A 15,884-nucleotide genomic window follows, 5' to 3' on the forward strand; every position below is an offset into this window, starting at 1 on the left:
TCTATAACCCTTCCTGCACTGCTAATTAAATTTCAAATATGATCTAGTTTCAACCATGTTGATAAAGAACTTGGGCTTGCTCCTGTGTAATGTAACCGTTTTTAATATCAGCAATAACTTTTTCTTTAGAGCGTTTTGCAGGATTTCCCCAGCCACCACCATTGCCTGTAACTAACCTAATTAGATCACCTTTATTTAAAGGATATCGGCTTGTTCTGCTAAAGCGTGCTTTTTCATTTCCTTCACTATCAAAAACTTGCACATAGTTACATGAGCCCTCTTTACCTTCGTCAATTCCCCAAGGAGCCGTTATACCGCGACCAAAAAAGCTAGAAATGTCGGTCCCATCAGATAAAATTCGATAATCGAGTACAACACCATTACCACCTCTAAATTCACCCGCACCCGCGCTCTCACTATTAAATGTATATTGCTCTACTAATACACCATAACGTGCTTCTGTTATTTCAATGGGTATATTGCTAGTTTCGCCATTACCAACACAAAATTGCCCTGATTCACCGTCTTTACCTACCGCCGCCCCCCAGCCACCAACTAATGGTTCAACCAATAAGTAAGCTTCGCCAGTGTCTGGCATTTTTCCTGATAAGTTCATAGTGCATACAGAGCCAAATTGCCCCGCAGTAACAACACCCGGAAGTACATCAGCCAACGCTTTACGAATAACATCTGAAGCGCACACCATAGCTTCAAAGTATGAAGACACGGGGGCAGGACGCTTAGCTGTTAATAAAGTACCTTCAGGGCAAATAACTTCTAATCGTCTAAAGCAGCCGTCGGTGGCAGGAGCATCGGGCTGAACAATCCCCATAAAAACTTCTCTTGCTGCTGAAATTAACACGCCCATCGTACAATTTATTGGCCCTGGTGCTTGATCAGATGAACCGGTAAAGTCGAGGATAAATGACTCATCGGTAATGGTTACTTTTACCTTGACCAAAAATGGACCATTGCCCATACCGTCTTCATCAATAACATCTTGTGCTTCAAAAGTACCTTTTGGTAACGTTTTAAACTTCTCTAGCACCATTAAATCACCATGTTCTAGTAACTTATCAATGGCGGTTAAAGTAACGTATTTACTATACTTACCCATAACCGATAAAAAGCGTTGCTCCCCAACTTTTAATGACGCTGCACATGCTTGTAAATCACCTAAAGTCATTTCAGGCAAGCGTACATTAACTTCTATTAAATCAAGTAAAGCTTGGTTAGGTATCCCTTTTTCAAATACCTTAATACCAGGAAATTGAAGCCCTTCTTGGTATATTTCTGTTGCATCAGCACTGTAACTTCCCGGATCTTTACCACCAATTTCTGTCCAGTGTGCTTTATTAGCTGTCCAAGCAACTAGTTCATTTTCGAAAAATATTGGACGGATCATACATACATCAGATAAGTGAGTACCACCACCTGCATACGGATCATTTAATATAAATACATCTTCAGGATAAATATTAGCGCTATCAAACTTAGCAATAATATTTTTTACACCCGCATCTAAGGTGCCTATAAATCCAGGAATACCATTGCCTTGAGAAATAAGGCGCCCTGTTGCATCGGTAACACCAATACCGTAATCAAGTGACTCGTAAATAATCGGACTTTTGCTACTGCGCTTTAACGCTAAAAACATTTCTTCGCCAATGGCGACCAATGCATTTTTTATGATTTCGATTGTAAAGATATCAATTTTTTTATTCATAATTTTGTACCAATTTAGTTAATTTATATAAACGACAACTTAATCTCGTAAATAAATATGCAATCCGCCAAAGTCATCCACTTCAACTCGATTATCTGGTAACACAACCGTTGTTGTTGTGCTTTCTTCAATGATTGCAGGGCCTTTAAACTTCATACCAGGCATTAACTTCTCACGGTCAAAAATAGACGTGGTTAGCCTTGTGCTATTATCGAAATCAACCCATCGAGTACCAATTAAGGCACTATCAGCACTCGTTGTTTTACTTTTCTGTAGCTTCTCAAGCTCTGCTTTATCTAAAATCCCAAAAGCAACTAAATGTATATTTACAACTTCAATTTTTGAATCATTTAATCTAAACGTATATTCTTGCTCATGTGTTTGATGAAACTTCTCTGATAACACTTCGATAAAATCGTGTTCACCAAGCTCAGTATTTTCTGGTAAATGAATTTTGACGGTGTGTTCTTGTCCGCTATAACGTGCATCAACATATAGTTCATGCTTAACTTTATCTTGCGCCATTCCATCATTTTTATAATCTAAATTCGCTTTTGAAATAACACCATCAAACGCACTAAGAACCTCAGCTTTACTTTGATCACTTAAGCAAAACCGGTGAGTTTGAATATAGTCTCTGCGTAAATCAATCATCAGCATTCCCCATGCAGAAAACACACCTGCAAATGGAGGAATAATAACTTTACGAGCATTCAGTTCCCGACCTAAAGCAGTTGCATGCAAAGCACCTCCACCACCAAAAGCCATTAAAGAAAAGTCACGTGGATCATAACCACGATTAACTGAGATTAGCTTTAGGGCATTTACCATATTAGAATTGGCAATATCTAAAACGCCATGTGCTACATCCATTGCTTCAACATTAAGCTTATTGGCTAAAGTAAGAAAAGATTTTTCTACAGCACTCAAATCGGGGTGTATTTCACCGCCAGCAAAATTCTCGCTGTTAATACGACCTGTAATTAAGTTGGCGTCTGTTGTTGTTGGCGCATTACCACCGCGTCCATAGGCAACAGGTCCTGGAGTAGAGCCCGCACTTTGAGGGCCTACATGTAAGCTATTAGCAGCATCAATCCACGCAATACTCCCGCCACCATTACCAATTTCAACGATATCTATTACCGGTGTTTTTATTGGGTAACCTGCTTTTTTAGCTGTTTTTTCTAAAACATATTCAGTTGTTATACGTGTTTTACCATTATGAATTAGCGAACACTTAGCTGTTGTTCCACCAATATCTAACGCCATTATATTACTGTCGCCTATTACAGCACCATACGCGGCAGCACCTAAAATCCCCCCTACAGGACCTGACTCAACTAACGTAATCGGGTTATCTCGCGCCGATTGTAAAGTAGCAATACCACCATTGGATTGCATAATAAAAGGATCATTTTTCAAACCATTAGTGCGTAACTTACTCTTTAATTTATCTAAATACTGTTGAGCAGGTGGTAATACATAAGCTGATAAAACGGTGGTACTTGTTCTTTCATATTCGCGCCACTCAGCCGAAATTTCATGAGATGCAATAACATTAACCTCAGGCCATAGTAATTTTAAAGCCACTGTCGTTTTAATCTCATGCTCTGGATTTAAATAAGCATGTAAAAAACAAATACCGATTGCTTGTACATCTTGAGATTTAAAATAATCGACCAAAGATTGTAAGTTACTCAAGTCAACAGGCGTAATTACATTGCCTTTATAATCAAGACGTTCTTGAATTTCCAGTCTCAAATGACGCTCAACAAACGGATTCGGTTTTTTATAGGTATTATTAAAAATATCGGGTGTATTCCCGCGTGCAATTTCTAGCACATCACGAAAACCCTTTGTTGTGATTAAGCCCGTTTTTACACCTTTACGTTCAGTAATCGCATTAATTACTACCGTAGAGCCATGAGCAAAAAAATTAACATCAGATAATTTTATATCAGCTTTTACAGCTGCATTTACAACGCCTTGTTCAAAATTTGGTGGCGTAGTATCACTTTTTACAGCTTTAACATTACCTTTATCAATATAAACAAGGTCTGTGAATGTACCACCAACATCTGTAGCGACTCTAACTGTCATAAATTACACCTTACGTAGTTACCTTACATGCGGTAACTATTAACTTGATTTGCTTAGCCGCATTTTTGCCAAACTAAACTTATAAATAAAAATTATTGCTAAAGACTAAATTCATCATGAACGAGGCTATTAACTTACATTAATAGCCATCTTATTTTTAGAAGTTATACCGAACTTGTACACCAACTTGCCTAGGTTGATTACGCATTCTTATTAGTGGATTGAATAAAAAAACGCTTTCTGGGGATGCTTCGTCTGTTAAATTAGAAACAAATATTGAGGTAGACCATTGCTCATTTTCTAAAGTAAAATTAGCATTTAAAAATGTATGTGTATCCGTTTCACCTGTGTCTTCATTAAAGATATCAAACGAACGTGGACCTAAAGTATTGAACGAAAGGCGTGCTTTAAATTCATAATCAGCAAACGCTTGTTGCGAATAATCAACAGAGCCATTTAAATTAAAGTCCGAAACATAAGGCATGGTACCGCCCTCTGTTGCGGCCAAATCTCTGCCCGATAGAATATCAACGCCTCGATTTTTAGTAATTTCATTATCAATTAAACCAAGTCCAAAATTTAGCGTTAAATAATCAGTTAAAGTGGCTGACATCTCTAATTCAAAACCATCTATCGCTACTTCATCAATATTTAAGTTTTCTAAAGTGAACGTTGTCGGGTTTAAGCGCGTAAACTGTGCATCCTGTTGATCAATATGAAACAAAGACATATTCAGCCACACTTTCCCATCAAGCCACGTTGTTTTTAAACCTAGCTCTACGGTGTCGGATACTTCTTGATCGTATTTACGTATTACAGTTGGGGCATACTCATTAAAGCCGCCCGATCTAAAACCTTTTGAATAAGTACCAAATAACAAATGATCATCATTAATTTGCCAAGCAATAGAGGCTTTAGGTTGTAATTCACTAAATGTCGCATTTACTTTAGACGCTGATGGGTCTCGTTCATCAAATGCATCACGCTCTTCTGAGTCGTAGCGCAGAGCAACCGTCAGCTCAACATCTTCCACTACATCGTAATTTGCTTGCCCAAACAAAGCATAAGCATTACTTTCTTGTACGGTTTTTTCACCGGTAATCACTAAACTAGGATCATTCGCAATATCGGCTTTTACATCTTGATAGGTAACCCTTTGCGTTGGAGTAAGGTCTAATACTTGGTCGTAAGATACGTTTCTATCTTTTGATTCATAATAGGCACCAATCGACCAACGCAGAGCGTTATCACTTGGCGAAGTGAATCGAGTCTCAAAGCTATTAGAGTCTTCTTCTATTGGATTAATTTGTGTATTAGGGAAGAAAAAATTATCTTCGCTTGGAGCCTGAGGAGTAAAATCCCCATCAGAAAAAAACATAATGTCTGAATCATTAGCAGACGCTATAAATGTTAAATCGCCATAATCAGTTTCATGATCAAGTTTTACCGAAACTGACCATAATGTTGATTCATCACGCCCTACAGCATTTGCCTCAGGATGTACTGAAAAATCCTCTAACTGATCACTGGTAATAAATGACATATAGTTACTACCCTGCGTTTTTTCAGCGTAGTTACCATGAAAAGTTAACTTAGTATATTCACTTAAGTAAAATTCAAGCATACCTTGAAAGCCAAATGCATCATCAACATAATCTACTTTTTCATTTAAAAAAGTGTTATCAATCAGACCTTCAGTGTCTTGATAATTAGCAGATAACCTAAAATAAGCTTTGTCTTGAACAATTGGACCACTGAGCGCAACGTTTAGCTTTTTATCATCCCCTTGTGCAATTGATGCCTGTACACTTCCTTCAAATTCATCTGTCGCTTGCTTTGTAACAATATTAATTGCCCCACCAATCGCATTTTTTCCGTACAAAGCACCTTGCGGACCTCTAAGAACTTCAATACGTTCAATATCGTGTAAGCCTTGGTTAATAAACTCTAGATTTGGCACAGTTATACCATCTACAACATAAGCAATAGGTGCTTCACCTACCTGAGGAGTAATTAATCCTCTAACAGTGACAAAATTTAGTCCTGATCTAAAATTTGTTGATACATTTAAATTTGGTGTTAATGAAGAAAAATCTTTTATACTAGAGATACGAGCGGCTTTAATGTCGTCACCAGTGAATACAGTGACCGAATCTGGAATTTGTTGTAATGTCTCGGTACGCCCTCTGGATGTAACAACAATCTTTTCAATTTTTTTTACTTCATTACCGCCTTCGGTATTCAACTCATTTGCGTATAACGGTGTACTTCCTGAAATTGCTATAATGACTGATAACGCTATTTTTTTAGGACAAAAACGATTACTTAGTATCATATTACTCCCCTTTAGACCTGTTGATTTACAAAGTTGTTATGTTTTTTATAAATGTTTAATATTTTTATCACTTTTAATAGTACGCATCGGTCGGAAAATCTTTGATTCTAAAAATGCAATAAAACGCAATTTATTTTGTATTCACAATCTAAAACAGAACTTATAGCAAAAAAATATTTAAGCTCATTTTATTTAGTTAAATAATGACGTGTTTTATGAGCCGCTTTTCGCCATACATTAAATTGTCATGCTAAAAGTAATGGGATCTCAGGCGATTTATCTTTTAAGGTTGAATAGATGGTTGTGTTGCCTGGCAGAGGCTATGTTATGAAATGTAGATAAAGCCGTTTCTATGAATGTTTAGGGAGGTTAAGAGTAGCTTAATGCCTATTATCAAATTTATAATAATAGGCATTTATATATTATGAGCTTATGTAATCACAAGGCTGTCGTCTCTTTTAATAACCAGGCGTTACTACGTGTGTCTATAAGCGGAGATATAAGTCGATATACCATTTCGTGGTATGTATTTAACCACTCTATTTCACATTTTGTAAGTTCTGCTTTATCTATTAACCTTCTGTCAAAAGGAACATGAGTTAACACTTCAAAACACAGCATATTTATATCTGACCCGCTGATATTAAGGCTTTCTTTTACAACATATAAGTTTTCGTGGCGTATACCAAACTCATCCTGACGATAGTAACCTGGCTCAATAGATACAACCATCCCAGGTAAAAGTGCAACGTTAGAATTTGCCTTTGCAATGCGTTGCGGCCCTTCATGTACATTAAGGTAATGCCCTACACCATGTCCTGTGCCATGTTCGTAATCATACCCTTTTTGCCATAAGTGTTGCCGCGCAAAAGCGTCTAATTGCTGTCCTGTTGTTCCAAAAGGAAATCGGATAGTCGCCAACGAAATATGACCTTTTAAGACTAAAGTAGCCATTTTTATTTGCTCTTTAGTCGCCTTACCTATAGCCACTGTACGTGTAACATCTGTAGTTCCATCAAGATAATGCGCGCCCGAATCAACAAGATAAATAGTATTATTTGTCATTAGTTTAGCGATCGTATCTTTATGATTATAATGACACATAGCCCCATTACTCCCAACAGCTGACACAGTATCAAAGCTAGGTTCTTGGTATAACTCATCTACAGTTCTAAATGTTTCAAGCTTATCGGCAAGTTGGGCTTCGTCGTAAAAAGTCTGTTCGCGTACTTGCAAATCTAACCACGATAAAAAGTTAATAAGTGCTGCACCATCGCGAATGTGACATGCTTTCATTCCTGTGATCTCAATCGGATTTTTTTGTGCTTTTAGTAATCCTATAGGATCGCTGCTTTGAATAACGTTTACATCTGGCTTTTGTAGTAATCTCGCCATGTGCGCATTAATGACTTTTGGGTCAATTTGAGTTACACAATTTGAAATAGATAATAAGTATTCATCTAACTGCGTAATACATTTAAAACTTACATTATGCTTAAAAGAAGATTTAAGTTTTTCATCCAGTGTAGTTAAATCTAAAAAACAAATAACCTCTGCATTTTGATCAATAATTGATGTTGAATAAAAAACGGGTAAACAAGGGATATCACTTCCTCGTAAATTGAGTAACCAACACGTTGACTCAAGATTGGTAATGATTAACCTATCTACACCCACCTTACTTAAAATGTCTGCAACTTCTTTGCACTTAGTAATGCTTGATTTACCACAGTACTTTTCATCTATTAATTTTACGTTGGTGCTTATTTTAGTCGGTCTATTTGTCCAGCATAAATCTATTAAATTATTTTTAAGTGGAAGCGATTTTCTACCTTCTATAGCAACTTTACTTATAAATTTCGAAAACCAGTCAAATGAATGCAAAGAAGGGTCGATTCCAATTTTTGCTGAGGGAGGTAGTAACGAATCAATCCAACTGTTGCTCTCAAATACAGCCATACTTTCAAATGAAAATAGCTCCCCGTCAACTTGCTTAGTCACTTGAACGCTGTATCTACCATCAACAAAAAAAATGACATCATCTTTTAAAACGACAGCAACTCCTGCGGTACCTGTGAAACCACTGATCCATTTTAAACGATTATTACAATCAGAAACTTCTTCTAAAAGATATTCATCTTCATGAGGAACCACAAATGCATCCAAATCCAGTTTCGCCATTTCATTTCTAACTGCTTGTATTCGATAGTTATATTGACTCTTCATTTCAATCTCGTATTAAAGTAAATCCTAAACTTTATAACAACTTGAGAATTGATAAGTTTTTATTACCATGCACTTTCCGTAGAAAGTTTTGTTGTTCAATTTTTAAAATAGTTCATTCAACTTATAGAATAAAGCTGATCATAAGCCATAAACTTCAGTAATTAAGCTCAATAGCACCGCTAATGTACTGTTATAGCTATAAAAAACCCCTTTGAATATTCCTCATGTTCAACATGAATAAAGTGCACACCAAAACAAAGGAAGTCTAAACGGCTAAACATCTATCCTTTATTTTTACCGATTTATGCCTTTTTCTCGCCAATTGCTACGTAATCGAATCTAACAATAGTGATTAATGAATATGACTCATGTTTTATGTGAAATTAAACCGTTTTTCTTCATATGCCAATCCACGTATAAATTACTCATCCCTTAGCGCTAAACACTATTACTAACAACTTAAAGCCGCTGAATAACAAAACCAGCTAAGTAAGTTGCAAGGCTAATAAAGCGCAGAGCATCAATCAGGTTTAAATTATAAAATTGGATATAAACACGATGAAAAAAGATTTTACATTTAATATTAAGAGCGTTTCACTCGACGAAAATTATCATCCATCAACTAATACGCGTATCACAACCAACTTTGCTAATTTAGCCAGAGGTGAATACCGCAAAGCAAACTTGCGTAACGCCTTAAACATGATTAACAACCGTTTTAATGCCCTAGCCCACTGGGATAACACCAAAGGTGAGCGTTATGCTGTTGAGCTTGAAATTGTCTCTGTTGAGATAGGTATTGAAGACGGCGGCGAAAGCTTCCCATCAATAGAAATATTAAAAACAAATATTGTTGATCATAAAACTAATAAGCGCATTGAAGGCATTGTAGGAAACAACTTTTCATCGTATGTGCGTGACTACGACTTTAGCGTACTCCTACAAGAGCACAATAAAGGAAAACCTCAATTTAGTATTCCTGATGACTTTGGGGTATTACATGGCAAACTATTTCAGTCATTCGTAAATTCGGATACATACAAACAAAACTTTAAAAAACCACCGGTTATATGCCTAAGTGTGTCAGATAACAAAACCTACAACCGCACCGAAAACCAACACCCGGTACTTGGCGTTGAGTACGAGCCAAATGAATCGTCTTTAACTGAGCAATATTTCAAAAAAATGGGCTTACAGGTACGTTATTTTATGCCACAAAATAGCGCCGCGCCTTTAGCATTGTTTTTCTTTGGTGATTTACTTAATGATTACAGCAATCTTGAGCTTATAAGCACCATTAGTACGATGGAAACGTTTCAAAAAATCTACAGACCAGAGATTTATAATGCCAACGCAACAGCGGGTAAATCATACAAACCAAACTTAAAAAACTTGGATCACTCACTAACGCAAATTGTGTATGACCGAGAAGAGCGCGGCAAGTTAGCGAATGAGCAAGGCAAGTTTGCACAAGAGCATTTTATCAAGCCGTACCAAACGGTTCTTGAGCAATTCTCTACTCGCTATCTGTCATAACAACTAATGGTAACAACCAGTAATAACGCGCTTAACGCTACGTTTAATAATTAACTAAAATATACGGCATTATTTATTATGAAAATCTTACTACCTACATCTACCGCTGGCAGTTTACCTAAGCCTTTATGGCTTGCAGAGCCAGAAACACTTTGGTCACCTTGGAAATTACAAGGTGATGAATTAACTCAAGGCAAACACGACGCCCTACGCTTGTCATTATTCGACCAGCAACAAGCAGGCATTGATATTGTTAGCGATGGCGAGCAAACAAGGCAGCATTTTGTAACTACATTTATAGAGCACCTAAATGGCGTTGATTTTGAAAAGCGCAAAACAGTAAAAATTCGTGACCGATACGACGCAAGTGTACCTACCGTTGTGGGCCCTGTTAGCCGCCAAAAGTCAGTGTTTGTTGAAGACGCCAAGTTTTTACGCAAGCAAACCAAGCAACCAATAAAATGGGCATTGCCAGGCCCAATGACAATGATTGACACGCTTTACGATGACCATTATAAAAGCCGCGAAAAACTAGCGTGGGAATTTGCCATAATTCTCAATCAAGAAGCAAAAGAGTTAGAAGCCGCAGGCGTTGATATTATTCAATTTGACGAGCCCGCGTTTAATGTATTTTTTGATGAAGTAAACGACTGGGGAATTGCCTGTTTAGAGCGCGCAATTGAAGGGCTCAAATGCGAAACCGCCGTGCATATTTGCTATGGCTACGGCATTAAAGCCAATACAGATTGGAAAAAAACACTAGGAAGCGAATGGCGCCAGTACGAAGAAGCATTCCCTAAGCTTCAGCAATCTAATATCGATATTATCTCATTAGAGTGCCATAACTCACATGTACCAATGGATTTACTAGAACTCATTCGCGGTAAAAAAGTAATGGTAGGCGCTATTGATGTAGCAAATCATACTATCGAAACGCCAGAAGAAGTAGCTAATACGCTGCGTAAAGCACTGCAATTTGTAGATGCCGACAAACTTTACCCATGTACAAACTGCGGCATGGCTCCGCTACCTCACCATATAGCTAACGGCAAATTAAATGCCTTGAGCGCAGGGGCAGAAATTATAAGAAAAGAATTAGAAAAGTAGCTATAAAATACAAATTGTAAACAATAACAGCTGTCGCACCATGCCATAGTAAAATCTATAAACATGGTGCGTTAGTTAAAATCTACTAACAAAATTTAGGTTAGATATTTAATTTTTTTTATTAAAAAGCTCTAACCTATTTTTTGAAAAATCGATAACTGCTTGGTATTGAGTAAAAAAGGGAGAGCCTAACAAACCATGTACTCCCTTTTCACCACCCGCTACCTGAACATGGTCAAGATTAAGTGACACAAAGTCAGGACTTTCAAACAAGGCATTTCCAAACTCTATTGAATGAACTTCTATATCACCCATAGCGTGATCCGAAGTGCCCAAGCCTGCTGCATTCTCAACATTGAGTGTCTCTTCAATGCTAAGCTCACTTAGGCATCCCCTGTCTAAAACTGACGTTCCAGCGCCAGTATCTAAAATAAAACGTAACAATTTACCGTTAATTTTAGCTTCAACAATTTGGTGGCCTGTTTCTGATATTTCAAACTCAATTACAGTTTTGCCTTCAGATAAATTCATATACGTTCCTTGTTATAAAGCTTTTAAAATCTTACTTACTATTTTCAGCTTCCCACAATTAATAGCCAAATTTTACTAGTCGCCCATCTCAAGGCGTGTTGTTAGGTAACGTTTATCACCTGAGGCTCAATATTTGTTAAAACATGAATAATTTCATTTGTAGTCATTACAGAATAATGAAACAGCTTATTGTTGTTTAAACTGAAAGTATTCGTTTTAGTTTGAGCATACTCCAATAAGCTTGAATCAGAATATACGCCAATGACGCCCGAATCACGGTTTTGATGATAGTCATGAAAATGGCTACTTTCATCATAAGTTTCGAATAAAACGGTATTTGTAAACACAACCATAAACCTTACGGGATCATCGTCTTTTATATAAGTTTTAAGGTTCAGTGTTAGTAACCCATCAACATACGATAATTTGTCTAAGCTCCAGTCTTGGTAATTATTTGTGACTTCATCGATGGCAGTATTCATTGAATTACCTAACGAGCCAGCTGATTAACTCGTTTTTATTTGTTTTTATTAATAAACAAACCATAGCTGAGTTCCTATTTTGCTTCAATCTATTAGTGTTTTCATAAAATTTAGAATGGTTGTCTAGTTTATTTAAGAATGGGGATACGATTTTATTATTTCCCTAAGTCTTTTTATTATTAGGGTTTTCGAAAGCATCCGCAAGAGCTTGAAATACCATTTCAGGCTCACCAGATTCAATATTAATCCGACTAAAATACCTTGCTTGCCAATGCCAAAATTCAACTTCAAAATATTTTGCTAAATATCTAGAATCAGCCTCTTTAATATCTACCATAAAATTTAACTTTTTATAGAAATGTTCAATTTTAGATATTTTTTGCCACTCTTCCGTAGATAGTTTTCGGTAAAGACTATCCCAAGATGGGCTTTCAATTTCTAGCATCGACTTTTTAAGTGCTTTACTTGCATCATTACGAATCTGAATGTAATCCGGAGAACTGTATTCTTGTATCAGATCAAGAGCTCTATTTTTTCTTTCACGATTAGTTTCATGGATAACTATTAAAGTTGCAGAAAGCCCTGCACCAATACCCGCTCCCAGGAGTGCAGCCCCAAGACTACCTGTTAATGCACCGACTACCGCACTAAAAACACTCGTAATTGTTATTGCTTCCATTACCCCTCCAAGGGATCGATTAATACCGACCAAACCAGACAGACACTTTAATTGAACAAACAAAACTGTGCCACAAAATTAGCTCTTCAGATTCAAAATTTATCTTTTATTACTGGATAACTTTTATTTCATCCATTAAATAAGTCATTAGCATGCTTAAACCTGAATTATGACCAAACTAGGCAGCCACTTTAATTGAACAAACAAAACTGTGCCACAAAATTAGCCCTTCAGATTCAAAATTTATCTTTTTTACTGGGTCACTTTCATTTCATCTATTAAATAAGTCACTACATTCTTGAACCCAAATTACACGCATGAAAATAGCTCCGTAATGGCAGTTTTAACTTTTACTGAATGGTTTTTAATTTATGCTAATAGCTTTTCACAGTTACTGATATTCGCTCGCCGCTTTCGCTTTAAGTTTTCACAGTAACTTGCTTGTGAGGTCGGCCTGCCTACTGCGCCGTGAAATAGGCGCGTAAATTGCGTAGTGAGTTTTAGCCAGTTATCTGGGGATATATTAAGCCTTTCTAGTAAAGGAAGGTTCATATTATCAATATGCCCGCGCTTATCCTCTCGTATTATTCGCCCTGTTAGCTCAACAAGTTCAAGGTACGATTTAAGCTCAAACGGCAGCCCTTTAGGCATAATCTGACGTGGCATGCCTGCAAAACGTAGTAACTGCTTAGGTTGTTTACCTTCTGCCGCGCATGTTAAGCGATTTTGTACACTGGTATGGTCTGACTCTTCTGGTGTGTTAGCCATTTTAGCTCTAATGGGATTTAAATCAACATAGGCCATACAGGCTACAAGTGCTGCTTCATCTAGTAATGCTTGCGATTACTTTTTATTTTAAGGAAAGGCCCTTCCCACAAAGTTGTATGGAACAACTTTGAACGCCTTAGGCGGCCCGAAGGGTGAGCGCCATGGATGGCTGCGAATAAAATCGTCCTGTGCAGTTATCTTCTTTATTTGCTCTGCGCGCAATGTCTTCATTTAACAACCGCATAAACCAGCTAATACTTGCTAGGCGTTCGCGGTATTGTTTAACCGTTTGATTGAAAAAGATGAGCTCAACTTTACTTAACTTTTCACCTTGTACATATTTCTGCGTTAACAATGTGCCTTTACACAGTTTATGCCAGCGAATAACAATCGCTTTATCATTCAGCCTGTTTGCTTTCTTATCATCTACATATAGTACTAAATGGGTATGATTACTCATGACGGCATAAGCACATACATCAATACAAAATATTTTTGCTAATTCAAGCAGCTTATCTTCAACCCAGCCTCGTCGATGCTCGTAAGATTGACCTGTAAAACGGTCTTCGCCACATAAAAATGCACGACGAACACACCGTGAAATACAGTGATAGTATTTTGTATCAACCAAACTAACTTGACGCTTTCTTGCAATAGCCATAAGACACCCTGCTTGTTTTTTAGACTAGATAAAACGTAGTCCTTAATTTTAAAAAGAGCAAAATTTAGGATGGGTGTCACTGTTATTCTGTTTTTTATAAGCAACATGCAGATCGCGCTATTTTTGATAGTTTACCAGGTGCAGGCCCACAATTAGCACCTCGACTATTAGCCGCTATGGGGTCAAATCGTGACCGCTATAAGTGCGCCGCTGACATACAAAAATACGCAGGCATTGCCCCTGTTACCGAACGCAGTGGCAAAAAGGAATGGATACACTGGCGGTACTCATGCACTAAATTTTTAAGGCAAACATTTGTGGAATGGGCAGGATTATCTGTACGTTATTCATTTTGGGCTAAAGCATATTATCGGCAGCAAGAAGGCAAAGGAAAACCCCATAATACCATCATCAGATCATTGGCATTTAAGTGGATACGAATCCTATTTAGGTGCTGGAAAACACATACGCCCTACGATGAATCAACTTACTTAACTGCATTGAAAAGTAAGGGATCACCGCTGTTAAAATTTGCGGTGGAAAGTGAGCTTTAGCGCTTGCTGTCCACCTCAGGGCGTGTTGTTATGTATCTTTTCGCCGACGAAAGAATAATAAACCTAGCATAGCCAAAGCAACTAAAAATAGTGTGTAAGCTGTTTCTTTGTCCGAAGATACAACATCATCTAATGAATAAATTTGAGTTCCATCAAGGGTAAACTCATAAGCCAGTGCAAAGTCTTTTTCGTTAGTAAAAACAGAAACTATTACAGGAAGACCTATTAGGTCTTTCTTTTTATCATCACAATCGGTTCTTAGAGAAAATTCTTCTAATACTTTGTAGGAATAAATACTTTCATTGCTTTTTACCGTAACTGTTGGAGCGCCGTCTTTACTTCCCGAATTACAATTTATGGACTCAATAAATCCAGTTTTTTGAATTAGCTCAGTTCCGGATACTTCATCTTGATTTAACTTCAAGACACCTAAGCCAATAGAAAGCATTAAAAGTAAAACACAAGCACCGTACTTCAATATTACACCTTAGATACATAACGCCCTAATAATGGGCTAAAAATAGTTTGCTAAAATGTTGAGGAACGAAAACAGCGAACTGTTTTTAGTCCTTATTTATTAGCTTGTTAGCTTGTTAGCTTGTTAGCTTGTTAGCTTACGCCTAGTACAGACCTAAACTCATTAGCTAACCCATTAATTGTTGACTTAATTTGGGTGTTAACTTCTTTGTGTATACTATCCCATTTATCAAGCATATCTTTACCACTTTCCCTTTCAACTTCATTCATAAACTCAAATGCAGTTTTTTGCATGTTTTTAATAATACTTGTAATGTTTTCACTTAACTTTTCAGAAAGATATAGTGAATTCAATTGATGGTAAATTCTCAATTGCTCTAGGTCATTAGCCACACTTAATCGTTTTCCTTCTTTCTCTGCAAGTGTACGAGCCTGAAACACCGTAGTGTAATCCTCTAAAGACGAAAATAGCTCCCACATATACTTATGAATAGTAAATATACTTTCTGCCTGTTTTTCATGAAGATGGCTTATCTGAACATTCGATTTTATTTCAGAAATTTTCAGTGTGGTTTTTAATTCTTCTAACTCGCTATTTGATTGTCGAGTTAGATCATTCTTATATGTTGTAGTGGCATAGTTAATTTGGCCACCCATTAAGAAAGAAATGTTATGCTGATAAGCATACAAATTTGGGTGAAA

At 37.0% G+C, this 15,884-nt stretch carries 11 protein-coding genes and 2 pseudogenes; 3 read left to right on the forward strand and 10 right to left on the reverse strand.

Annotated elements, in window-relative coordinates:
- Positions 1–49: 49 nt before the first annotated feature.
- From WNY98_RS19405 to WNY98_RS19420, 4 genes are all read right to left on the reverse strand, one after another.
- A complete protein-coding gene (locus tag WNY98_RS19405) occupies positions 50–1,726 on the reverse strand; it encodes a hydantoinase B/oxoprolinase family protein (protein ID WP_342878701.1) in 1,677 nt (558 codons plus the stop codon).
- A 39-nt stretch (positions 1,727–1,765) separates the two neighbouring features.
- The gene (locus WNY98_RS19410; protein ID WP_342878702.1) at positions 1,766–3,826 is read right to left on the reverse strand and encodes a hydantoinase/oxoprolinase family protein; all 2,061 of its coding nucleotides are present in this window, start codon (positions 3,824–3,826) and stop codon (positions 1,766–1,768) included.
- A gap of 157 nt (positions 3,827–3,983) precedes the next feature.
- A complete protein-coding gene (locus WNY98_RS19415) occupies positions 3,984–6,161 on the reverse strand; it encodes a TonB-dependent receptor (RefSeq protein WP_342878703.1) in 2,178 nt (725 codons plus the stop codon).
- A gap of 438 nt (positions 6,162–6,599) precedes the next feature.
- Positions 6,600–8,387: an aminopeptidase P family protein gene (locus WNY98_RS19420; protein ID WP_342878704.1), complete on the reverse strand. Its 1,788-nt coding sequence runs from the start codon at positions 8,385–8,387 to the stop codon at positions 6,600–6,602.
- Positions 8,388–8,945: 558 nt separating this feature from the next.
- Here WNY98_RS19420 and WNY98_RS19425 point away from each other — a divergent pair.
- Together WNY98_RS19425 and WNY98_RS19430 are read left to right on the forward strand one after the other, a co-directional pair.
- Positions 8,946–9,923, forward strand: a complete 978-nt coding sequence (locus WNY98_RS19425; protein WP_342878705.1) for a DUF1852 domain-containing protein — start codon at positions 8,946–8,948, stop codon at positions 9,921–9,923.
- 78 nt (positions 9,924–10,001) lie between these two features.
- Positions 10,002–11,030 (forward strand): methionine synthase, encoded by a 1,029-nt coding sequence (locus tag WNY98_RS19430; RefSeq protein WP_342878706.1) that lies wholly within the window; start codon positions 10,002–10,004, stop codon positions 11,028–11,030.
- Between the two features lie 108 nt (positions 11,031–11,138).
- Here the strand turns inward: WNY98_RS19430 and WNY98_RS19435 are convergent, their stop codons facing one another.
- The 4 genes and pseudogenes from WNY98_RS19435 to WNY98_RS19450 form a co-directional block, all read right to left on the reverse strand.
- Entirely contained in the window at positions 11,139–11,561 is a 423-nt protein-coding gene (locus tag WNY98_RS19435) for a retropepsin-like aspartic protease (RefSeq protein ID WP_342878707.1), read from the reverse strand.
- Positions 11,562–11,662: 101 nt separating this feature from the next.
- The gene (locus tag WNY98_RS19440) at positions 11,663–12,043 is read right to left on the reverse strand and encodes a hypothetical protein (RefSeq protein WP_197184318.1); all 381 of its coding nucleotides are present in this window, start codon (positions 12,041–12,043) and stop codon (positions 11,663–11,665) included.
- 163 nt (positions 12,044–12,206) lie between these two features.
- Positions 12,207–12,722: a hypothetical protein gene (locus WNY98_RS19445; RefSeq protein WP_039487800.1), complete on the reverse strand. Its 516-nt coding sequence runs from the start codon at positions 12,720–12,722 to the stop codon at positions 12,207–12,209.
- A gap of 369 nt (positions 12,723–13,091) precedes the next feature.
- Positions 13,092–14,151: pseudogene (locus WNY98_RS19450) on the reverse strand (transposase).
- 119 nt (positions 14,152–14,270) lie between these two features.
- On the opposite strand from WNY98_RS19450, the pseudogene WNY98_RS19455 reads away from it, so the two are divergent.
- Positions 14,271–14,705, forward strand: a pseudogene (locus WNY98_RS19455) (IS110 family transposase); the annotation flags it as partial.
- Positions 14,706–14,733: 28 nt separating this feature from the next.
- Here WNY98_RS19455 and WNY98_RS19460 read toward each other — a convergent pair.
- Together WNY98_RS19460 and WNY98_RS19465 are read right to left on the reverse strand one after the other, a co-directional pair.
- Positions 14,734–15,183 carry a hypothetical protein gene (locus WNY98_RS19460; RefSeq protein WP_342878708.1) on the reverse strand — a complete coding sequence of 150 codons (450 nt, stop codon included), beginning with the start codon at positions 15,181–15,183 and terminating at the stop codon, positions 14,734–14,736.
- 131 nt (positions 15,184–15,314) lie between these two features.
- A partial coding sequence (locus tag WNY98_RS19465) for a hypothetical protein (RefSeq protein ID WP_342878709.1) occupies positions 15,315–15,884 on the reverse strand: 570 nt, incomplete at its 5' end.

Origin of the sequence: Pseudoalteromonas sp. AS71 (assembly GCF_038900275.1) — a bacterium.
GTDB lineage: Bacteria > Pseudomonadota > Gammaproteobacteria > Enterobacterales > Alteromonadaceae > Pseudoalteromonas.

Excerpts from the sequence above, each read along its gene's own strand:
- WNY98_RS19405 (WP_342878701.1), bottom strand. The coding sequence starts at position 1,726 with ATGAATAAAAAAATTGATATCTTTACAATCGAAATCATAAAAAATGCA.
- WNY98_RS19410 (WP_342878702.1), bottom strand. The coding sequence starts at position 3,826 with ATGACAGTTAGAGTCGCTACAGATGTTGGTGGTACATTCACAGACCTT.
- WNY98_RS19415 (WP_342878703.1), bottom strand. The coding sequence starts at position 6,161 with ATGATACTAAGTAATCGTTTTTGTCCTAAAAAAATAGCGTTATCAGTC.
- WNY98_RS19420 (WP_342878704.1), bottom strand. The coding sequence starts at position 8,387 with ATGAAGAGTCAATATAACTATCGAATACAAGCAGTTAGAAATGAAATG.
- WNY98_RS19425 (WP_342878705.1), top strand. The coding sequence starts at position 8,946 with ATGAAAAAAGATTTTACATTTAATATTAAGAGCGTTTCACTCGACGAA.
- WNY98_RS19430 (WP_342878706.1), top strand. The coding sequence starts at position 10,002 with ATGAAAATCTTACTACCTACATCTACCGCTGGCAGTTTACCTAAGCCT.
- WNY98_RS19435 (WP_342878707.1), bottom strand. The coding sequence starts at position 11,561 with ATGAATTTATCTGAAGGCAAAACTGTAATTGAGTTTGAAATATCAGAA.
- WNY98_RS19440 (WP_197184318.1), bottom strand. The coding sequence starts at position 12,043 with ATGAATACTGCCATCGATGAAGTCACAAATAATTACCAAGACTGGAGC.
- WNY98_RS19445 (WP_039487800.1), bottom strand. The coding sequence starts at position 12,722 with ATGGAAGCAATAACAATTACGAGTGTTTTTAGTGCGGTAGTCGGTGCA.